Source organism: Mycolicibacterium confluentis (assembly GCF_010729895.1).
Lineage (GTDB): Bacteria > Actinomycetota > Actinomycetes > Mycobacteriales > Mycobacteriaceae > Mycobacterium > Mycobacterium confluentis.
Map to the genome: position 1 here is coordinate 720,344 of NZ_AP022612.1, position 19,118 is coordinate 739,461.

Annotated in this window: 20 protein-coding genes; 15 read left to right on the forward strand and 5 right to left on the reverse strand. The window is 66.8% G+C overall.

Annotation, left to right across the window (positions count from 1 at the left end):
• Positions 1 to 33: 33 nt before the first annotated feature.
• The gene (locus tag G6N34_RS03345; protein WP_085151481.1) at positions 34 to 1,023 is read right to left on the reverse strand and encodes a GlxA family transcriptional regulator; all 990 of its coding nucleotides are present in this window, start codon (positions 1,021 to 1,023) and stop codon (positions 34 to 36) included.
• A 90-nt stretch (positions 1,024 to 1,113) separates the two neighbouring features.
• On the opposite strand from G6N34_RS03345, the gene G6N34_RS03350 reads away from it, so the two are divergent.
• The 4 genes from G6N34_RS03350 to G6N34_RS03365 all read left to right on the forward strand — a co-directional run bounded on the left by G6N34_RS03350 (position 1,114) and on the right by G6N34_RS03365 (position 4,586).
• Entirely contained in the window at positions 1,114 to 1,764 is a 651-nt protein-coding gene (locus G6N34_RS03350) for an HD domain-containing protein (RefSeq protein WP_085151480.1), read from the forward strand.
• A gap of 11 nt (positions 1,765 to 1,775) precedes the next feature.
• Positions 1,776 to 2,516: a nitroreductase family protein gene (locus G6N34_RS03355; RefSeq protein WP_085151479.1), complete on the forward strand. Its 741-nt coding sequence runs from the start codon at positions 1,776 to 1,778 to the stop codon at positions 2,514 to 2,516.
• Positions 2,517 to 2,720: 204 nt separating this feature from the next.
• On the forward strand, positions 2,721 to 3,809 hold the full coding sequence (locus G6N34_RS03360; RefSeq protein WP_234812856.1) for a methyltransferase: 1,089 nt from the start codon (positions 2,721 to 2,723) through the stop codon (positions 3,807 to 3,809).
• A gap of 210 nt (positions 3,810 to 4,019) precedes the next feature.
• The gene (locus tag G6N34_RS03365) at positions 4,020 to 4,586 is read left to right on the forward strand and encodes a dihydrofolate reductase family protein (protein WP_085151478.1); all 567 of its coding nucleotides are present in this window, start codon (positions 4,020 to 4,022) and stop codon (positions 4,584 to 4,586) included.
• Positions 4,587 to 4,593: 7 nt separating this feature from the next.
• Here G6N34_RS03365 and G6N34_RS03370 read toward each other — a convergent pair whose 3' ends face one another.
• Together G6N34_RS03370 and G6N34_RS03375 are read right to left on the reverse strand one after the other, a co-directional pair.
• On the reverse strand, positions 4,594 to 5,766 hold the full coding sequence (locus G6N34_RS03370; RefSeq protein ID WP_085151477.1) for an alpha/beta hydrolase family protein: 1,173 nt from the start codon (positions 5,764 to 5,766) through the stop codon (positions 4,594 to 4,596).
• Positions 5,759 to 6,553 (reverse strand): SDR family NAD(P)-dependent oxidoreductase, encoded by a 795-nt coding sequence (locus G6N34_RS03375; protein WP_085151476.1) that lies wholly within the window; start codon positions 6,551 to 6,553, stop codon positions 5,759 to 5,761. The genes G6N34_RS03370 and G6N34_RS03375 overlap by 8 nt, the downstream gene beginning before the upstream one ends.
• A gap of 183 nt (positions 6,554 to 6,736) precedes the next feature.
• Between G6N34_RS03375 and G6N34_RS03380 the strand changes: the two genes are divergently transcribed.
• The 6 genes from G6N34_RS03380 (at position 6,737) to G6N34_RS03405 (ending at position 13,782) form a co-directional block, all read left to right on the forward strand.
• Entirely contained in the window at positions 6,737 to 8,560 is a 1,824-nt protein-coding gene (locus G6N34_RS03380) for an amino acid permease (RefSeq protein WP_163645310.1), read from the forward strand.
• Positions 8,557 to 9,444: a universal stress protein gene (locus G6N34_RS03385; RefSeq protein ID WP_085150523.1), complete on the forward strand. Its 888-nt coding sequence runs from the start codon at positions 8,557 to 8,559 to the stop codon at positions 9,442 to 9,444. The genes G6N34_RS03380 and G6N34_RS03385 overlap by 4 nt, the downstream gene beginning before the upstream one ends.
• A gap of 75 nt (positions 9,445 to 9,519) precedes the next feature.
• Complete coding sequence (locus G6N34_RS03390; protein ID WP_133057722.1) at positions 9,520 to 9,720, forward strand: hypothetical protein; 201 nt, start codon at positions 9,520 to 9,522, stop codon at positions 9,718 to 9,720.
• 177 nt (positions 9,721 to 9,897) lie between these two features.
• The gene (locus G6N34_RS03395) at positions 9,898 to 11,733 is read left to right on the forward strand and encodes an acyl-CoA dehydrogenase (protein ID WP_085150412.1); all 1,836 of its coding nucleotides are present in this window, start codon (positions 9,898 to 9,900) and stop codon (positions 11,731 to 11,733) included.
• Between the two features lie 305 nt (positions 11,734 to 12,038).
• Positions 12,039 to 13,250: an osmoprotectant NAGGN system M42 family peptidase gene (locus tag G6N34_RS03400; RefSeq protein ID WP_085150414.1), complete on the forward strand. Its 1,212-nt coding sequence runs from the start codon at positions 12,039 to 12,041 to the stop codon at positions 13,248 to 13,250.
• Between the two features lie 103 nt (positions 13,251 to 13,353).
• A complete protein-coding gene (locus G6N34_RS03405; protein ID WP_085150416.1) occupies positions 13,354 to 13,782 on the forward strand; it encodes a hypothetical protein in 429 nt (142 codons plus the stop codon).
• Between the two features lie 42 nt (positions 13,783 to 13,824).
• On the opposite strand, the gene G6N34_RS03410 is transcribed toward G6N34_RS03405, so the two are convergent.
• Both G6N34_RS03410 and G6N34_RS03415 read right to left on the reverse strand, forming a co-directional pair.
• Positions 13,825 to 14,682: a class II glutamine amidotransferase gene (locus tag G6N34_RS03410; protein ID WP_085150418.1), complete on the reverse strand. Its 858-nt coding sequence runs from the start codon at positions 14,680 to 14,682 to the stop codon at positions 13,825 to 13,827.
• A gap of 412 nt (positions 14,683 to 15,094) precedes the next feature.
• A complete protein-coding gene (locus G6N34_RS03415) occupies positions 15,095 to 16,471 on the reverse strand; it encodes an HNH endonuclease signature motif containing protein (protein ID WP_085150420.1) in 1,377 nt (458 codons plus the stop codon).
• Positions 16,472 to 16,614: 143 nt separating this feature from the next.
• On the opposite strand from G6N34_RS03415, the gene G6N34_RS03420 reads away from it, so the two are divergent.
• The 5 genes from G6N34_RS03420 to G6N34_RS28245 all read left to right on the forward strand — a co-directional run bounded on the left by G6N34_RS03420 (position 16,615) and on the right by G6N34_RS28245 (position 18,996).
• Positions 16,615 to 16,836, forward strand: coding sequence for a hypothetical protein (locus G6N34_RS03420; protein ID WP_133057723.1), 222 nt, complete (start codon positions 16,615 to 16,617; stop codon positions 16,834 to 16,836).
• Between the two features lie 270 nt (positions 16,837 to 17,106).
• Positions 17,107 to 18,348 (forward strand): cytochrome P450 family protein, encoded by a 1,242-nt coding sequence (locus G6N34_RS03425; RefSeq protein WP_085150422.1) that lies wholly within the window; start codon positions 17,107 to 17,109, stop codon positions 18,346 to 18,348.
• A 181-nt stretch (positions 18,349 to 18,529) separates the two neighbouring features.
• Positions 18,530 to 18,703, forward strand: coding sequence for a hypothetical protein (locus tag G6N34_RS03430; protein WP_163645262.1), 174 nt, complete (start codon positions 18,530 to 18,532; stop codon positions 18,701 to 18,703).
• Complete coding sequence (locus G6N34_RS28240) at positions 18,636 to 18,815, forward strand: methyltransferase (protein ID WP_268948685.1); 180 nt, start codon at positions 18,636 to 18,638, stop codon at positions 18,813 to 18,815. The genes G6N34_RS03430 and G6N34_RS28240 overlap by 68 nt, the downstream gene beginning before the upstream one ends.
• A complete protein-coding gene (locus G6N34_RS28245) occupies positions 18,763 to 18,996 on the forward strand; it encodes a methyltransferase (RefSeq protein ID WP_268948846.1) in 234 nt (77 codons plus the stop codon). The genes G6N34_RS28240 and G6N34_RS28245 overlap by 53 nt, the downstream gene beginning before the upstream one ends.
• Positions 18,997 to 19,118: the final 122 nt, after the last annotated feature.

Genomic DNA, 19,118 nt, shown 5'->3' on the forward strand with positions numbered 1-19,118 from the left:
GCCATACGCCCGCACGTCACCAAACCAGCGCCTTCACGTCCGAATGGCGCTGCGGAACCTGTCCCGATACACCTTCGGCGGGACCCCGAGATGTTCGACGAATGCCCGCCGCAGGGTTTCGGTGCTGCCGAACCCCGCCAGGTGCGCGGTGTCGGTGACGGTGCGGCCCGCGTCCAGGGCGGCGCGAGCGACGTCGATTCGGACCATCTCGACGTAGTCCGCGGGTGTCATCCCGAGCTCGGCCCGGAACAGCCGGGTCAGCTGCCGCGTGCTCAAAGATGCTCGCGCGGCTAGGCTTCGGACGCTGTGGTTTTCGCCGGGATCGGCGGCGATCGCCTCGGTGACCACTCGCAGGGCGGACTGCGGGGGTGGGTTGGCCTCGATCAGCGCAGAGAACTGTGACTGCCCACCGGCGCGTTTGAGATAGACCACCAACCAGCGGGCCACATCGCGCACGAGGTCGGTGCCGTGATCCTGTTCGACCAGCGCGAGGGCGAGGTCGATACCCGAGGAGATTCCGGCGGAGGTGAAGAGGTCACCGTCGCGAACGAAGATCGCGTCCGGCTCGACCGTGACGTCGGGGAAGGCCCGCGCCAGCGAACGAGTGTTCTGCCAGTGCGTCGTCGCGCGGCGGCCGCTGAGCAGGCCGGCCTGCGCGAGGATGAACGACCCGGTGCAGATGGACCCCAGCCGCCGGGTGCGACCACCCAGCGTCTTCACCGCCTCGACGAGGGCCGGATCAATCGCCCGGGCGGGGAGGGCATCGCTGCCGGCGACCAGCACCGTGTCGGCGGATTCGATGGACCCGATGCTGTCGGTGACCCCCAGCCGGATCCCGATCGACGTCCTCACGTCCTGCCCGTCCACCGACGCGACCTTGATCCGATAGTCGGCGCCGAATCGGTTGGCCTCGGCGAAGACCTCGCCCGCACCGGCGACATCCAGCAGCGTCACGTCGTCGAAGACGATGATCACCACTACCCGCGAGCGTCCCCCCGCTGCCACAGCGCCATTGTGTCGCATTCTGTGGGCCGAACGGCGCAATAGCCGTAGGTGAACCGGGCGCCACCTGCGTTGACTTGATCGTAAGAGTCCAACTCAGGGAGGTTGATCATGAGTATCGAATCGATTCACTCGGTCGCCGGGATAACGATCCCCGACAGCGCGCTGGTGCGTGAGGCGACCGACTTCATCCGCGACGCCGAAGACGACTTACTTTTCGACCATTCGCGCCGCGTGTATCTGTTCGGCGCGCTGCGGGGGCAGCGCTTGGGCGTGGCGCCCGATCTCGAACTGCTCTATGTCGCGGCGATGTTCCACGACCTGGGCCTGACCGAGCGCTACCGCACCTCGCAGCTGCGCTTCGAAGTCGACGGCGCCAACGCGGCACGCGACTTCCTGCTTCAGCACGGCGTCGACGAAGCCGACGCGCGGAAGGTGTGGCTGGGCATCGCACTACACACCACGCCTGGTGTGCCGCAGTTCCTTGAGCCCGAGATCGCCTTGGTCAACGCCGGCGTCGAAACCGACGTGATCGGCCTGGGTCGAGATGAACTCGCACCGGAGGCCATCGCCGCGGTGACCGCCGCCCACCCGCGTCCCGACTTCAAGAACCGCATCCTGGCGGCCTTCAACGACGGCATGAAACACCGGCCCGACAGCACTTTCGGGACGATGAACGACGACGTGCTGGCGCACTTCGACCCCACGTTCCAGCGGCAGGATTTCGTCGCTCTCATCGTGAACAACAGTTGGCCCGAGTAGGGAGCACGACGATGGACATTCATGAAGCCCTTTACACCACCAGGATGATGCGGCGGTTGCGGCCGGATCCGATTCCGCTTGAGACCCAGGCCCGCATCCTCGACGCGGCGGTGCGCGCCCCCACCGGGGGCAACACCCAACGCTGGCACTTTGTGGCCGTGGACGATCCGACCCTCATCCGCGAATTCGCCCATCTGTTCCGGCAGGCCCGCGCCATCGAATACCAGAAGTACGAGAACGGTTCTGGCCCGATGGCCGCGCCGGCGCCCGGCTCAGACCCAACCGCTCACGCCGAGACGATGCGCCGGATGAAGGGCTCGGGGGACTACCTGGCCGACCATTTCGAAGAGCTGCCCCTGTTGATGTTCGTCTTCGCCATCGACGATCTGGGCGGCGCCAACATCTATCCGGCGATCTGGAGCCTGCTGCTCGCCGCCCGGGCCGAAGGTGTCGGCGGCGTGATGACGATGGTGCTCCGCAACGTCGAAGACCGCGTGAACGAGCTGCTGCGTGTCCCGGTCGGGCAGGGCTGGAAGATGTCGGCGATGCTGGCCCTGGGCTATCCGCGAGGAAAGTGGGGCGTCGCCGCCAACCGGCGTCCAGTGCAGGAGGTTTCATCCCGAAACCGCTGGGATGCACCGTTCGGCGTCGAGGTGCCGCAGCCGCTGTGGCCCCCTCAGCCCGAGTCGACGGCAGATCCAGAGACGACGACACATCCACTCGTGGGGTGCGTCAACCGGTTCGCCGGATAACCGAACTCACACTGGCAGCCCTGAGACTAGGAACAGTTCACCCTGGTTGTGCGGGCAGACCGCCGACACCCTGGTTCGGGTACGTTCCGACACTGACCGAGGAAGGCCCGAAGAAATGCTGTCGCTTGGCAACTCATTCATCCAGAACCCGTACGTGCGCTACCAGCGGAGGTGCCGGCAGGGACCGCCCGAACCGGTGTTGATGTGGGGCGCACCGGCCCGCTCACGTCGCGTCCGAGCACGCTGATGCGGGGCATGCAGGCGCTGCCGGCCACGCATCCGGCACCGGTCACCGCCGGAGATCGCGACCAGATGATGACCATGATCACCGGATACTGGGTGACCCAGATCGTTTGTGCCGCCGCGACATTCAACCTGGCGGATCACCTGGCGACCGGAACTGACACGCCCGAGGCGATTGCCGACGCCGAGTCCATCGATCCGGATGCCACCAGGCGTCTGCTCCGCGCCTGCGCGGCGTTGGGTCTGGTGACGTCCACCGACGGCGTGCATTTCGCGGGTACGTCTCTGCTCAACACTCTGCTCGACGGCGATTCGGCATCGCTGCGGGGCTTCGCCGTTGCCCTGTCCGCGCCCGGCCACTGGTTGCCCTGGGGACGGTTTCTCGACGCTGTCCGCGGCGGAGCCAGGCAGATCAACGCTGCGCACGGGACCGAGACGATCTTCGACTACTACGCGACTCAACCTGAGGAGGCGGCCGCCTTCACCGCGGCGATGTCCAACCTCACTGCGCCCGAGGCTGTCGAGATCGCGACGGTGATCGACACCGAGGGCGTCCACCAGGCCCTGGACATCGGCGGCGCGGACGGCGAAGTCATCCGGGCGATGATGCGGGCCAACCCGGTGCTGCGCGGCGGGGTCTTCGACCTGCCCCACGTGGTGCCCGACGCGCGGGAGGCCGCACGCAGGGATGGACTGCAGCACCGCTTCACCGCGATCGGAGGTGACTTCTTCGAATCCGTCCCGACCGCGGACCTGTACGTGCTCAAGTACGTGCTGCACGACTGGGACGACGACAGCTGCCTCCGGATCCTCAAGAACTGTCGTGCCTCGCTGCAGCAGGGTGGCCGCATCGTGATCGTGGACCACCTCGTCGGGGAGCTGGTCGAACCGGGACTGGCGCCGATCATGGACATGAACATGCTGGTCGTCACCGGTGGGCGGGAACGCGACATCGCCGAGTTCGACGCCCTGCTCACCTCGGCCGGGTTTCGCCGCACCAGGGTGGCCCCCAGCGGCCAGTTCGCCGTCATCGAAGCGGTCGCGGCCTGACGTGATGCCGAAATTTCCGCCGCCTCAGCTGGCCTCGGCCAACCTGCTGAGCGCATCCGCCGAGGGGGATCCCGGCTGGGCCCAGTTAGAGCACCATCGTGTTGTGTATTCACAGTCAACCGCCGCGCGTTCGGTGATCGCCACCCCTCGGCCCACCGCAATCGCCCTGTCTTCGCGATGAGTTCCAGCTGCCCATGCAGTCTTATCTGCATGGGCAGACTCATCTATGGCTTCAATGTGTCGGTGGACGGCTACATCGCCGACGCGCAGGGCAGCATCGACTGGTCCGATCCGAGCGAGGAGGTGCACCAGTACTGGAACGACTTCGAGCGGGAGACCGCGTGCGCGTTCTACGGGCGGCGGCTCTACGAACTGATGTCCGCCTACTGGCCGACCGCCGACCAGGACCCGGACGCCACCCCGATGATCCTCGACTTCGCGCAGATCTGGTGCAACATGCCCAAGGTGGTGTTCTCGCGCACCCTGGAGTCCGTCGACTGGAACTCCCGCCTGGAACGCGGCGACCCGGTCGAGGTGGTGCGGAGGCTGAAAGCCGACACCGACGGCAGGCTCGAGGTGGCTGGCGCGACGCTGGCCGCACCGATCGTGCAGGCCGGACTGGTGGACGAGTACCGAATCCTGCTCGCGCCCACCGCGGTGGGCGGCGGCACACCCTTCTTCCCGACCCTGCCGTCGTGGATGTCGCTGCGGCTGTTGGAGAATCGCACCTTCCCCTGCGGCACGGTCCTGCTGCGCTACGAGGCGAAACGCGACTGACCGGAACTCACCCCGGGCAGTTCCCCGGCGATTCCCCAGCCATCGCGGCACCCACGAAGTCCTGCATGTCCTCGTCGGCGGCGGCGATGACACCACGGTGGTCCTGCCCGGGGTACACCCGGTAATCCACCGTGACATCCCTGCCGCACAGCGCTCGGGTCAACATGTCGACCCCGGCCGGGGACACCGCGGTGTCGGCGGTGCCCTGCCCGATCATCACGGGCACCCGTGGGGTGAGCTGAACCGGATCCTGGCGCTGCAGATAGGTGTGCAGTCCGGTGAGGTCGGTATCCGGTGCCAGCACCTGTGACGCCGGCACCGTGGGCACGGCGTTGATCTGGGCGACGCACGCGGTGCGGGCCGCGGTCAGCAGCGGACGGGCCTGGGGGGTGAAGATCGCGTCGGGATCCACCGACGGATCGACGACTGCTGCCCCCAGCACCAGCAGCGGCAGAAACCGTTGACTGGCTTCGACTTCGGGCCGCCCCGCGCGGAGCAGGTCGATGGCCTGGCCGAGGTCCACCCCACCGGGCGCAAGCGCCACCACCCCTTTGAGGTCGAGGTTGGGGTCGCGCTCCGGGGCCTCCTGTGCGGTGAACAGCACCGCCTGCCCGCCCTGGCTGTGTCCGACCGCCAGCCACTGGGCGCCGATTCCGGAGTCGAGATGCCTTGCCGCCCGGACGATGTCGGTGACGGTGTGCGCCTCGCTGATGCCGTCGACGTAGGGATGCCCGCCGGGAGTGCCCAGCCCCTGATAGTCGGTCTGCACGACGGCGAACCCGCGCGCCAGCCAACCGTCGAGCATGGGCCGGACCACGTCGACGTAGTCGTGGACCAGACCGTCGGCGGTGTCGGCCGACGGAGCGCAGGTGTCGGCGTAGCCGGTGGTTCCGTGCGCCCAACTGATCACCGGCCAGCCGCCGTCGGGCGGATCGGTTTTCGGGACGGACACGGTGCCCGACACGACGATGGGTTCGCCGTGTGAGTCGTCGGAGATATAGGTGATCAGCCGGGTTCCTGCGGCGCTGGGCAGCGCCGCGGCCGTGGTCAGCGGACGTGCGGTGAGCAGTTGACCGGCCCGCAGTTCGGGCTCGGGCGCAGGGGTGGAGCACGCGGTCAGCCCGGTCAGCAGGACCAGCGCCACAGCCGCGGCCAACCAGGACCGGGCCCGCTCAGTCATCGAGGAGTTTGCGGCGACTGGCCGCGATCGGGCTCTGCGCGGTGAGTCCGCCGTCGAGCACCAGGGTCTGTCCGGTCATGTAGCGGGATTCATCGGACGCGAGATAGACCATGGCCCAACCGATGTCCTCCGGGGTGCCGATCAGGTCTAGCGCGTTGTCGCTGCGAATGTCGGCAATGACCTCGGCGGCCAGATTGTCCCGCAGCGCGGGAGTCATGACGGCACCTGGCGCGACTGCGTTGCAGCGCACCCCTTTCCGTCCGTACTGCGTCGCGATGTACTGGGTGAGCCGGATGACGGCGGCTTTGGCGGCCCCGTAGGCGCACTGCAGGGTGTCCCCGACCAGGCCGGCAACCGAGACGGTGTTGATGATCGAGCCCCCGCCCGCGTCGAACATGTGCGGCAGCGCCAACCGGGAGGCGACCACGGTGCTGCGCGCGTTGAGTGCCATGGTGCGGTCCCATTCGGCGAGGTCGAGGTGCAGCAGGTCGAGGTCCTTGCGCGGGTTGCTGCCGCCCACGTGATTGCACAACACGTCGAGGCCACCGAAGTCGGCGACGGCGCGACTGATCATGGCCGCCAGCGACGCTTCGTCGAGTACATCCACCGCGATTCCGATCGCCCCGGCGCCGATCTCGGCGGCGGCCTGGGCCGCCGCGTCGGCGTTGAGGTCGGCGATGAGCACCCGTGCGCCCTCACCGGCCATCAGCTCGGCCGCCGCGCGTCCTATCCCGCTGGCCGCGCCGGTGACGACGACTCGCTTGTTCTCCAGACGGTTCCCTGTCATCACGTCCCCCGTCAGTCGCGGGCGGCTTCTGCCACCCCCTGCAGGCTATGTCGCCCGGGCTCCGACCCAGACGGGATCGCGATGCCGGCTCAGTCGAAGTTTCCGACCGCAAACAACCGAATGGGCTGACCCAACTTTGGGTATTCCCGTCGCGCGGGGTTCTCATCGGCGTCGGAGGTTCTCATGAGCGCGGCACCCACTCTCAAGAAGGCCCTCAGCCAACGCCAGCTGACGATGATCGCCATAGGCGGGGTTATCGGCGCCGGCCTGTTCGTGGGATCCGGCGTGGTCATCGGCGACACCGGACCAGGAGCGTTTATCACCTACGGCATGGCCGGCGTGCTGATCATCATGGTCATGCGAATGTTGGCCGAGATGGCCGTGGCCAACCCGTCCACGGGATCGTTCGCGGACTACTCACGCAACGCCCTGGGCGGGTGGGCGGGATTCTCCGTCGGCTGGTTGTACTGGTACTTCTGGGTCATCGTCGTCGGCTTCGAGGCGATCGCCGGGGCCAAGATCATCCAATACTGGATCGACGTCCCGCTGTGGTTGTCCGCGTTGGTCTTCATGGTGCTGATGACGGCCACCAATCTCTTCTCGGTGGCCTCCTACGGCGAGTTCGAGTTCTGGTTCGCGGGCATCAAGGTGGCCGCGATCATCGGATTCATCGGACTGGGTGCGGCATTCGTGTTCGGCCTGTGGCCCGGCAAGTCAGCGGACTTCTCGAACCTGACCAGTCACGGCGGCTTCATGCCACTGGGCTTCGGCGTGATCACCGTCGGCATCGTGACCGTCATCTTCTCCATGGTCGGCGCGGAGATCGCGACCATCGCGGCAGCCGAGTCACAGGATCCCGAACGCGCGGTGGCCAAAGCCGCCAACTCGGTGATCCTGCGAATCCTGCTCTTCTACGTCGGCGCGGTGCTGCTGCTGGTGCTCATCGTTCCCTGGAACGACGACAGTGTGGCGGCCTCACCGTTTGTCGCCGCCTTCACCACCATGGGCATCCCGTATGCCGACCACGTGATGAATGCGGTGGTGCTGACTGCCGTCCTGAGCTGCCTGAATTCGGGCATGTACACCGCATCGCGGATGCTCTTCGTGCTCGCGGCGCGCCGGGAAGCCCCGGGGGCACTGGTGAAGGTGACCAGGCGGGGCGTCCCGGCCAACGCGATCCTGGCGTCCTCGGTGGTCGGATTCCTCTGCGTGATCGCCGCGGCGGCCTCCCCGGACACCATCTTCGCGTTCCTGCTGAACTCCAGCGGCGCCATCATCCTCTTCGTCTACCTGCTGATCGCGGTCTCCGAGATCGTGCTGCGTCGCCGCACGCCGGAGGAGGAACTGCGCGTCAAGATGTGGTTCTTCCCAGTGCTGTCCGCGCTGACCGCGCTGGGGATCCTCGCCATCCTGGTGCAGATGTTCATCGACCCCGCGCTGCGTTCCCAACTGGTGCTCAGCCTGTTTTCCTGGGCGGTGGTGCTGCTGCTCTACGCCGCCAACAAATGGTTCGTCAGGAGGCGCCCGGAGCGCACCGACGACGTGCCGGGCGGCAGGCCACATCGAGTGCTGGTGTTGGCAAACCAGACCGTCGACTCCAACGAACTGCTCGCCGAACTCAACCGGATCGGCGCCGACCAGGACACCCAGTACCTGGTGGTGGTGCCGGCCAACCCCATCGACACCGGGGCCGCGGCCACGCACGGGCCACGAGACGTCTCCGAGGCCACTCAGGAGGCTGCGAGCGCCCGACTCGAGATCACCCTGACCGCGCTGCGCAACGAGAACCGGGACGTGGACGGCGAACTGGGTGATCACCGTCCGCTTCGCGCGCTGGCCGATGCCGTCGAGAGATTCGGGCCAGACCAGATCGTCATCTCGACCCTGCCGCCGGAGTTCTCCGTCTGGCAACGCTCCGACGTCGTGGAACGGGCCCGCCTCCAGTTCGACGTGCCGGTGACGCACGTCGTCGCGAAGTCGGTTGCCGGGAAATGGGTTTCACGATGACGATCATCGCGGCGTTCAGCGCCGCCGGTCACGCACCGGCACCCCTGCATCTGGCGGCCCAATTTGCCAGGTGCACGGGGGAGAGGGTCGTCGCCGCCGCGGTCGTCGAGGGGTACTGGCCCCGCAGCCTGGATCCGCTCGAGGGCGACTACCTGGATTATGTCGGCGTGCAGGCCCTGAGGTCGCTGCGGGCACTGGTCGACACGCTGCCCGAAGACCTCGACGTGTGGGCGATGGTGCATCAGGCCACCTCCGTGCCGGCGGGCCTGAGCGAACTCGTGGCGGAGATGAACGCGGACATGGTGGTCGTCGGCTCGTCATCCTCGGGCTTGGGGGGCAGGATCGCCCTGGGCAGTGTCACCGACCGGCTGGTCCACACCGCCGCCGTCCCCGTGGCCATCGCGCCGCGGGGCTATCCGCCACAGAGCGCCGGGATCGAGCGGTTGACGGTGGCCTACGGCGGGCAGGCGGACGAGGTCGGACTGGTCGCGACGACGGCCGAACTCGCGGAGCGCTGGTCGGTGAGCCTGCGCATCGCGTCCTTCACCGTGCGACCGGTGGCCATGTTGGCCGGATCCATCGAAACGTCGGCCGAAGGCCTCGTCGTCGACCAGTGGGCTCGGCGGACGCAGGAGAACATCGCCGCCCAGTTGCAGACGGTGCGTTCGGGCGTCGGGGTCCTCGCGGCCGAGGTGGTGATCGGGGCCGGGGTGACGTGGCGTGACGCGGTCGAGGACGTGGAGTGGAATGCCGGGGACGTCCTGGTGCTCGGCTCGGGGGCGGCAGGTCCGGCCGCCCAGGTGTTCCTGGGCTCGGCCGCGGCGAGGATCCTCCGTCATGCGCCGGTGCCGACGATGATCGTGCCGCGGCGTACGGCAGGCTGAACCGCTCAGTGACCCAAAAAGGACGGCGCGGCCGTTACGCCCTCCCCGGGGCAGCCATCGTGTCACGCTCGCGGTATGTCATTTCGAGTGAAGTTCGAACGCAGCGAACAGCCGGGGGAGTACGGCAACGACGACACCTACGAGTTCCTCGACAACGGTGTCCTCAGGCTGTCGTTCAGTGAACCGGCGCAGTGGGACGAGTACTACGCACCGCACGCCTGGTATCAGGTCGTCGCCGAGGAGAAACACCGACCGGGTGCCACGGGCGGGTCATGACGTCGTAGTCACCTCCAGTCTCCAGCCGGACTCCCACGCCACATCGTGGGTGGGCGTCCGGGCGGCCCACGCAGCCGGGCGGCCCGCTCGCGGGCCCGTCCATTTCGCGGTTACTGACGGGTACACAGGACTAGGCTTCGGTTCGCAGATGGCGTATCCGCAGGTGAGGCGACGATCATGGGTCACTACAAGAGCAACGTGCGTGATCTCGAGTTCAACCTCTTCGAGGTGCTCGACCTGGAGAAGGTGCTGGCCACCGGGGAGTTTGGGGACCTCGACGGGCCGACGGTCCGCGAGATGCTTGCTGAGGCGGCGCACCTGGCCGAGGGACCGCTGGCCGAGTCGTTCGCCGAAGGCGATCGGCATCCGCCGACGTTCGATCCCGATACTCACATCGTCACGCTCCCCGAGGCGTTCAAGACCTCGTTCCGCGCGTGGCAGCAGGGTGAGTGGTTCCGCATCGGACTGTTGGAAGGGGTCGGCGGCGTCCCAGCGCCGGCCATGGTGGCGTGGGCCATCAACGAGCTTCCCCTGGGCGCACAGCCGGCCGCGTTCATGTACATGGCAGGGCCTGTCCTGGCCAACATTCTCTACCAGATCGGCAACGAGCAGCAGAAGCGTTGGGCCGCAATGGCCGCCGAACGCAACTGGGGCGCCACGATGGTGCTCACCGAACCCGACGCAGGTTCGGACGTGGGCGCCGGGCGCACCAAGGCGGTTGAACAGCCCGACGGCACTTGGCATCTCGACGGTGTGAAGCGCTTCATCACTTCAGGTGACTCTGACGACCTGTTCGAGAACATCATGCACGTGGTGCTGGCCCGTCCCGAGGGCGCTGGGCCCGGCACCAAGGGGCTGAGCCTGTTCTTCGTCCCCAAGTACCTGCCGGATCCCGAGACCGGCGAACCCGGTGAGCGCAACGGTGTGTTCGTCACCGGGCTTGAGCACAAGATGGGGCTCAAGGTGTCCGCGACGTGTGAGTTGACCTTCGGTCAGCACGGCACTCCTGCGGTCGGGTATCTGGTCGGTGACGTGCACAACGGCATCGCGCAGATGTTCAAAGTCATCGAGTACGCGCGAATGATGGTGGGCACCAAGGCCATCGCAACGCTGTCGACCGGCTACCTGAATGCACTCGAGTACGCCAAGACCCGGGTGCAGGGCGCCGACATGACGCAGATGACGGACAAGACGGCGCCGCGGGTCACCATCCTGCACCACCCCGACGTGCGTCGGGCACTGCTGGTGCAGAAGTCCTACGCCGAGGGTCTGCGGGCGCTCTACCTGTACACCGCGGCCCACCAGGACGAGGCGGCCGCTGCCATCGTCTCGGGTGCGGACGCGGACATGGCCCACCGCGTGAACGACCTGCTGCTGCCGATCGTGAAGGGCGTCGGGTCCGAGCGCGCTTACCAGTGCCTCACGGAGTCGCTGCAGACCTTCGGAGGGTCGGGGTTCCTGCAGGACTACCCGATCGAGCAGTACATCCGCGATGCCAAGATCGATTCGCTGTATGAGGGCACCACGGCGATTCAGGCGCAGGACTTCATCTTCCGCAAGATCGCCCGTGACCAGGGGGGAGCGCTGGCTCACGTCTCGGGCCAGATCCAAGGCTTCCTGGATCGCGAATCGGCCCGGCCTGAGCTCGCCAGGGGGCGGGAACTGCTGACTGTCGCGTTCGGCGATCTGCAGGCGATGGTGGCCGCGATGACCGGTTATCTGATGGGTTCCCAACAGGATTCCCGTCAGCTCTACCGGCTGGGGCTTGAGTCGGTGCGCTTCCTGCTGGCCGTCGGCGATGTGCTCATCGGGTGGCTGCTGCTGTACCAGGCGGAGGTTGCCCTCGACGCGCTGGACGCGGGGCCGTCGGAGAAGGATCGCGCGTACTACACCGGCAAGGTCACCACGGCGACGTTCTTCGCGGAGTCGGTGCTCCCACGGCTGAGTTCGGACCGCACGGTCGTCGAGTCGGTCAGCCTCGATGCGATGGACCTGCCCGAGGAGTCGTTCTAGCCGCACGCGCTCCGCCGTGACCCGGCCCTTCAGTCGGCGACGAAGTCACGGTCACCGATCTCGACGGGTGCGTGGACGGTGGACTGACCGGCCGCGAGGTCGAAGCCCGCCGCGGCGGTGTCCGCGACAGAAAGTCTTGCGGCCACATGAAATCGGAACTTCCGAAGGGATCAGCCGAAACGTCACCAGGAACTGCCACGAACCCCGACCCGCCGCCGTTAGGCTCGGACTCGGGGTCCTCGTTCCCCGGCGCAACCGGCGACCCATGGCTGACTCGATGGGCTCCCGGTCGCAGAGGAGACGTCATGCTCGGAGACGCGGACATGTCCGAAGCCGACAGCACCTGGATGGTCGACACCCTGCTCAGACTGCTGCAGACACCGAGCCCGACGGGGCGCACCGACGCGGTGATGAAGCTCATTGGCGAGGTGTTCGAGGGGTTCGGCCTCTCGTTCTCGCTGACCCGGCGCGGCGCGTTGATCGCCGAATACCCCGGGCGATCGGCGACCACCGACCGAGCGCTGGTGGTCCACGCGGACACCACCGGCTGCATGGTCCGAGGGCTCAAGGACAACGGCCGCCTCGAGGTGATTCCCGTCGGCACCTTCTCGGCGCGCTTCGCCGCCGGCGCCCGGGTGCGGATCCTCAGCGAGGACACCGACGCGTTCATCACCGGAACGATCATGCCGCTCAAGGCAAGCGGTCACGCCTTCGGCGACGAGGTCGACACTCAGCCCACCGACTGGGACCACGTCGAAGTCCGTGTCGACCGCAGGGTGTCCTGCCGTGAAGACCTGACCCGACTGGGCATCCGAATCGGTGACTACGCGCCGCTGATGGCCAACCCCGTGCTGACCGAGGACGGATACATCGTCTCGCGCCACCTCGACGACAAGGCGGGCGTCGCCGTCGTCCTCGCGCTGCTCAAGCATCTCACCGACAATGCGGTGGAACTGCCGCACCGCACCGCGATCATGGTCACCATCGCCGAAGAGGTCGGGTACGGCGCGAGCACCGGTCTTCCGCCGGACATCGCCGAGATGATCTCGGTGGACAACGCGGTGTGCGCGCCCACGCAGAACTCCCGGGAGGACGCCGTGACGGTCCCGATGTCGGATCTGCACGGTCCCTACGACTATCACCTGACCCGGAACCTGTGCCGCCTCGCCGACCACCATCACATTCCGTACACCCGGGACGTGTTCCGCTACTACCGCTCCGATGTGGCGGCGGCCATCGAAGCCGGCGCCAACACCCGGGCCGCGCTGGTGGGCTTCGGTGTCGATGGCAGCCATGGCTGGGAGCGGACCCACATCGAGTCGATGCGGGCGACGTACAGCCTGTTGCGCGCGTGGATCCAGTCGCCGCTGACCTTCGCCGAGTGGGATGCGCACCCGTCGGGTGCCGGTGACCTGGAGGAATTCCCGTCGTCGCAGCAACCCGCGCCCCGCGAGATGTGGGTTCCGCTGTCGCGCAACGTGACCCCTGATCACCGCACCGGAGGGCGGCAGGATTGAAACGTCATTGTTTCGTGTGTGGTCCGGGCCCGTTCGACAGTGCCACGCTGGAGCGGTAGCGGCTCCGCTCATCAGAGCCGACAGTCTGAGTCAGGAGCACCGCATGGCCGACAACCGTCTGAGCGAAAAATTCGATGCACTCGCTGAAAGGACAAAGGAATCAGCGAGCAGACTCAAGGCCTCCGCGGGCCATGAGAAGGCAGAACTGAAGGCGGACGCCGCCGCGGCGCGCGAACGTGCCGCGTCGGCCGCGGAGCACGTCAAGGAGAAGGCCGACGACACCGGAGAAAGGATCTCGTCGCAGTGGGTAGAACTCCGCAGCCAATGGAAGGCCCACATCGACAAGGTGCGGTCAAACATCGCGCAGAAGAAGGAGGAACACGACGCGAAGGCCGCCGAACGGCACGCAGAGGACGCTGAGGCGTACGCTCTGGCCGCCATCTGGTTCGCCGACAGTGCCGTCGAGGAGGCCGCGGCGGCCTGCCTCGACGCTGCCACCGCTCGTGCGGAGGCTGACGCGCTCAATTCCTGACGACGGTCTGCCCGGCGATGGGCAATGCTGTCGACGCCTGCGTCAGGCTGGCGGGTGTTGTGACTGCACCATGTTGGGACTGAGGTCGGACATCGTGAGCTGGTGCACCGGTGGGTCGGGCAGGACCGTGCGACGGGTGATCGTCAGATCGGCGGCCACATGGACCAGCTCGCCGGACTCCATCAGCTGCCACCGTCCGTCGTCCATCGGTTCGGTGGCGAAGATTGCCGAGGGTGCGTCGTGCAGGTGCGCACTGCCCGCCGTTATTCGTGTGCTGCGCATGGCGAATTCGCCGTGACCGCCGGCGGTCCGGTCAAGCAGGTAAAGCTCGTGGGTGTCGGGATAGCGCAGCGCCCACAGATCAGTCACGGTGGCCAGCAGCACGTTGACCGCATAGATCGGGACGTTCTCCCGCAGCCAGTGCAGTGCCTCCACCAACCCGGCGCCGACATCGCCGCCGTGCCCCCTGATGGACGCTGTGATCAGCGCGAAGACCCGCTCGGAATCGGTGTCTCCCCGGACGAGGTCGGCGGCACCGAGTTGGGTGAGCCGGGCGTCGAGGATGTCCAGTCCTTCCACGATGCCGTTGTGCGCGAAGATCCGATTGTCCTGAAGGAACGGATGGGTGTTCGCCTCCGCGGTGGCTCCGGTGGTGGCGTAGCGGACGTGGGCGATGAACGTCGTCCCCGTCATCTCACGGGCCTCGGCCGCGAAGGCGAGGTCGCGCCATGCGGCGATCGGCTGCTTGCGAACCACGGGGGTGCCGTCGGCCTCGAACACGCCCAGACCGGTCCCGTCGGGATTGCGCCTACTCTGCGCGGACAGGCTGTCTGGGGCATCGAGCAGCCAGAACGTCGCGGTGACGGGGTGGCCGGCGTGCAACCCGAACAGGCGGCACATCAGGTCACCACCCAGCTTCGCGCGACGCGCGGGCGTGCGGACTGGTCATGGGTCTGTCTTACACCGGCGTACTCGGGGGCGTGGAGATTCGGCTGCAAGGTCATCGGGACCGTTTCCCCGCCGCGGCTGAGGCTGCTCGGCCGCGATCGGGGCGGTTGGTGCTCTGCATATCCGGGTCCGGCCCGCTTCCGGTGTTGCTGCACGGGGGTTCGGCTCATCGGCCCCCGGACTGTTCTGTCGGCGGTGTTGGTTCTCTGTCGGCGGTGTTGGTCCCCCGCCGGCTGGGGTCGCGTCCGCTGTCCTCCCGCAACCGGGGCCGGGGCCGCGTGCGCCGTCCTCCCGCAACCAGCGTCGAGGCCGGCTCCACGGCCACCTGGCAACCGGGGCCGGGGCCGCGTTCGTTCCCCTCCCGTCAGCCGGGGTCGGGTCCGCTGTCCTCGGTGTCGGGTGGTGCGAGGAGGTTTTCCGGGTGGTGGTAGTCATTCACCCGGGGGCCGCCGTTGTCGAGGTGCGGTGGTGGAATCCATTCGCAGCGGCCGTCATCCCGAATCCGCGTGGTCCACTTTTCGGGTTCGGGTCCGACTTTGCGGTTGTCGGTCCCGCAGGCCAGGGTGAGTTCGTTGACGTTGGTTTCGCCACCCTCGATCCAGTCTTGGGCGGCGTGGTGGACTTGGCATTGGTAGAACGAGGCGGTGCATCCGGGGGCGCTGCAGCCGCGTTCTTTGCCGAACAGGACCAGGCGTTGGGCTGGGGTGGCGATCCGTTTGGCCCGCCCCAGATACAGGGCTTGGCCGTCGTCGTCGAACACCGAGAGGTAGTGGAAGGCGTGGCTGGCCATGCGGATCAGGTCTCGCATGGGCAGCAGGGATCCGCCTCCGGTGATCCCGAAGCCCGCGCCTGATTGGAGTTCTTTCAAGGTGGTGGTGACGACGACGGTGACGGGTAGGCCGTTGAGTTTCCCGAGTTTCTTCGAGGCCAGGATCATTCGGCCGCTGGCGACGAGGGCGTCGTGCTGGCGTTGAGCTTTGGTGCGCTGATCGGCTTTGATCTGTTCCTGGGTGGGCCGTCCTGATAGGCAGGGGTTTTCGTCGTCGGGGTTGCACATGCCGGGCGCGGCCTTTGTTGCCATCACCGGTTCCCACACTGCCCATGCCTCCGGGGTGAGGTGTCCACTGACTCGGATGAGCCCGTCAGGTCCCTGTTTGCCGAAGGTGAGGCCGCGGCGGCGTTGGATGTCGGCGTCGTTGAAGGAGCCGTCGGGGTCGAGCCAGAGCAGCATCCGGTTCAACGCCGCGCGGAAGTCGGGCACACCCAGCGTCGAGGCGTGAACAGCGGCCAGGGATTCGGCCGCCACGCGCGCGCTGAGATCGACGTGGTCGGGCAGTGTCTTGAGAAACTCGCGAACACTCTTCACATGCGCGGGCCCCACCCGGCCTTCGGCCACCTGTGCGGCGACGTTGGGCAGCACCGGTTCCAACGGTTCCCCGGTCATGGCGCGGCGGGGACTCAGCACTGCGGCGTCGGCGACGCGTTGGCGGGCCTCTTCGGCTGGGATCCGCAGGCGGTGGGTCAGGACTTTGGTGACCTTGTCGCCGCCGAGTGCCTCCGGGCCGAGTTCCTCCAAGTGGGTGATGAGTTTGTGGTCGACGGCCGCGTCGGCCCAGCTGACTTTCTGTAGGCGTTCCATCACCGTGAGCACCTGCAGTGCGGAGAGGTCATCGACGGTCGCGGTGGCGAGGCGGGCGTGCACGGACTCCAACTCTGAGAGGAGATCCGCCACGGAAGTCATACCCGAACACTAGTTCGAAGCACTGACAAAAATCGCTGGCGCGTTGACTCATCAGGCATGCGCGCGTAGGCCCAAGTGATGGGGTTGACGCTGGCTGTGCGCAGGGCCGTGGTGGAGGCGACCGCACACGCCATGGCGCCAAGGTGTCCAAGAAACACGACACCGCCGCAACCCCATTTCACCGCGCAATCGGCCACCCAACCGTGGCGGTGCAGCACAAAGTGGCCCTGGCCCAGAACTCCTCCCTGATCAATCCCGCAGCCACCCAGCGCCAGGTCCAAGCGCTGGCCGCCCAACTGCTCAAACTGGCCACAAGTAGGGCCGATCCCGTCTCTCAAGCCCAGGTCAACAAGCGTGCATCTTGACGTGTGGCAACAGGGCGGAAACGTGAAAGGTAAAACCCAAGGGGCAGAGAAAAATTCAAGTTTCTGAGTGGCTGAAGTGACATGCGCGCCGACCCCAGTCCCGAAGCATTAAGAAGGCGAACGGGGTCACGATAGTTGACCGGATCGCCTGACAACGAACCTCGCAGTGGCACCCCCGAGGCTAGGAACAGGTCACCCTGGTTATGCGCGCATACGGCCGACACCCTGGTTTGGGTACGTTCCGATCCCGACCGAGGCAGGTCCGAAAACATGCTGACTCTTGACAACTCATTCATCCAGGACCCGCATGTGGTCTACGAGCGGTTGCGCCGGCAGGGCCCTGCTGAGCCGGTGTTGATGTGGGGTGGGGCCCGGGTCTGGATGGTGACGCGATATGAGGAGGCCCGCGCCCTGCTTGCAGACCCGAGGCTCAAGAAGGACGGGCCGACTGCAACCCGGCTGCTCCCGCCCCACTTGGACCGCTCGATCGGGTCGGTTCTGGGCGACAACATGCTGTTCAAGGATCCCCCGGACCATACTCGTCTTCGCCGCTTCGTCTCCGCGGCGTTCACCACCCACTCGGTCAAACGCCTGCGGCCGGCCATCGTGCGGATCGCCGACGACCTGCTCGACGACATCGACCTCCAGGGCGACGTCGACCTCATGCGCGCCTATGCCCAACCACTCCCGGTCCGCGTGATCGGCGAACTGCTCGGCGTGCCTCCCGGCGCGCAGGACGCATTCATGTCGCTCGTCGTTCCGATCTTCACCAGCACCGACCAGGATGAGCTGCGCACTGCGCGTACCGGATTGACCGCACTGCTGCGGACAATCGTCGCGGCAAAACGCAGCGCCCCACACGGCGACGTTCTGAGCAGTTTGGTCCATCAGCGGGATAACGGTGACCGACTGTCGGAGGGGGAACTGCTGGGCACCGCGTTCCTGCTCATCATCGCGGGATACGACACCACGGTGAACCTGATCGGCAACGGCGTCCTGACCCTGTTGCGGAACCCGGACCAGCTGCGGGCTGTGCGCGCCGACCGAACCCTGCTGCCGGTCGCCGTGGAGGAGATTCTGCGCTACGAGAGTCCACTCAACACCGCCACAGTACGTCTCACCTCCGAACCGATACCCCTGGGCGACATCGTAATTCCGGCAAATGAGGTGGTGTTGATCGGTCTGCTCGGCGCCAATCGCGATGAGCTCCGCTTCGCAGACCCCCACCTGTTCGACGTGTCGCGGCCGGACAACCGGCACCTCGCGTTCGGACACGGCATCCACCACTGCCTGGGTGCGCCGCTGGCCAGGATGGAGGGCGAGATCGCGCTCGACCGAATGTTGTCCCGCTACGACGACATCCGGCTGGCGTCCACCAGCTCTCTCACGTACCGTCCGAGCACGTTGATGCGAGGCCTGCAGGAGCTGCCGGTCACCGTGCGGGCCACGAATCCCAGGCCGGTCACTGACGCGGATCGCGGCCAGATGATGGGCATGGTCACCGGACTCTAGGTGGCCCAGATTGTTTGTGCCGCTGCGACGTTCAACCTGGCCGACCGCTTGAATGCAGGCATTGACACCCCCGATGCGGTTGCCGAACTAGAGTCCATCGATCGGGGCGCCACTGGACGTCTGTTCCGTGCCTCTGTGTCACCTGGTTTGATGACGTCCTCCGACGGTGTGAATCGCGAAGGTGGTCAACACCGACGGCGTGCACCAGGCCTTGGACATCGGCGGTGCGGACGGCGAACTGATGCGGGCGAACCATGCCCTGCGCGGTGGCGTCTTCGATCTGCCGCATGTCGTGCCCGACGCGCAGGGGCTGCTCGCCGGGACGGGTTGCAGGACCGCCCATCCCGCCCGCTGACCTGTACGTACTCAAGTACGTTCTGCACGACTGGGACGAGGACACGAGCATACGCATCCCTGAAGAACTGCCGTGCGTCGCTGCGGGACGCTGGACGCATCATCGTCGTTGATCACGCTGTCGGAGAACTGGGTGATCCGGGTCTGGCGCCGATAACGAACATGCTCGTCATGACGGGTGGGCGGGAACGCGACATCGCTGAGTCCGACGCTCTCTTCGAGTCGGCGGGACTTCGCCGTACCGCCGTCGGCCGAGTCGGCGCATTCGCGGTCATCGAGACCGTAGCGATCTGACGGCCGCCGGGGCTGCCCCGAAACTGCCTGCACGGCTGGTCCTCTCGCCAATCCACAGCCTGCACCGCAGTTTCGGGGCTCTCTCATGTCCGTGGGTGGCTGGATTGGTGCTGGTAGTTTTT

Bases quoted from the DNA above. Each gene is read 5' to 3' on its own strand.
- G6N34_RS03350 (WP_085151480.1), top strand. From the start codon at position 1,114: ATGAGTATCGAATCGATTCACTCGGTCGCCGGGATAACGATCCCCGAC.
- G6N34_RS03400 (WP_085150414.1), top strand. From the start codon at position 12,039: ATGCTCGGAGACGCGGACATGTCCGAAGCCGACAGCACCTGGATGGTC.
- G6N34_RS03345 (WP_085151481.1), bottom strand. From the start codon at position 1,023: ATGCGACACAATGGCGCTGTGGCAGCGGGGGGACGCTCGCGGGTAGTG.
- G6N34_RS03375 (WP_085151476.1), bottom strand. From the start codon at position 6,553: ATGACAGGGAACCGTCTGGAGAACAAGCGAGTCGTCGTCACCGGCGCG.
- G6N34_RS03410 (WP_085150418.1), bottom strand. From the start codon at position 14,682: ATGTGCCGCCTGTTCGGGTTGCACGCCGGCCACCCCGTCACCGCGACG.
- G6N34_RS03370 (WP_085151477.1), bottom strand. From the start codon at position 5,766: ATGACTGAGCGGGCCCGGTCCTGGTTGGCCGCGGCTGTGGCGCTGGTC.
- G6N34_RS03405 (WP_085150416.1), top strand. From the start codon at position 13,354: ATGGCCGACAACCGTCTGAGCGAAAAATTCGATGCACTCGCTGAAAGG.
- G6N34_RS28240 (WP_268948685.1), top strand. From the start codon at position 18,636: ATGTCGTGCCCGACGCGCAGGGGCTGCTCGCCGGGACGGGTTGCAGGA.
- G6N34_RS03355 (WP_085151479.1), top strand. From the start codon at position 1,776: ATGGACATTCATGAAGCCCTTTACACCACCAGGATGATGCGGCGGTTG.
- G6N34_RS03390 (WP_133057722.1), top strand. From the start codon at position 9,520: ATGTCATTTCGAGTGAAGTTCGAACGCAGCGAACAGCCGGGGGAGTAC.
- G6N34_RS03365 (WP_085151478.1), top strand. From the start codon at position 4,020: ATGGGCAGACTCATCTATGGCTTCAATGTGTCGGTGGACGGCTACATC.
- G6N34_RS03415 (WP_085150420.1), bottom strand. From the start codon at position 16,471: ATGACTTCCGTGGCGGATCTCCTCTCAGAGTTGGAGTCCGTGCACGCC.
- G6N34_RS03380 (WP_163645310.1), top strand. From the start codon at position 6,737: ATGAGCGCGGCACCCACTCTCAAGAAGGCCCTCAGCCAACGCCAGCTG.
- G6N34_RS03425 (WP_085150422.1), top strand. From the start codon at position 17,107: ATGCTGACTCTTGACAACTCATTCATCCAGGACCCGCATGTGGTCTAC.
- G6N34_RS03385 (WP_085150523.1), top strand. From the start codon at position 8,557: ATGACGATCATCGCGGCGTTCAGCGCCGCCGGTCACGCACCGGCACCC.
- G6N34_RS03395 (WP_085150412.1), top strand. From the start codon at position 9,898: ATGGGTCACTACAAGAGCAACGTGCGTGATCTCGAGTTCAACCTCTTC.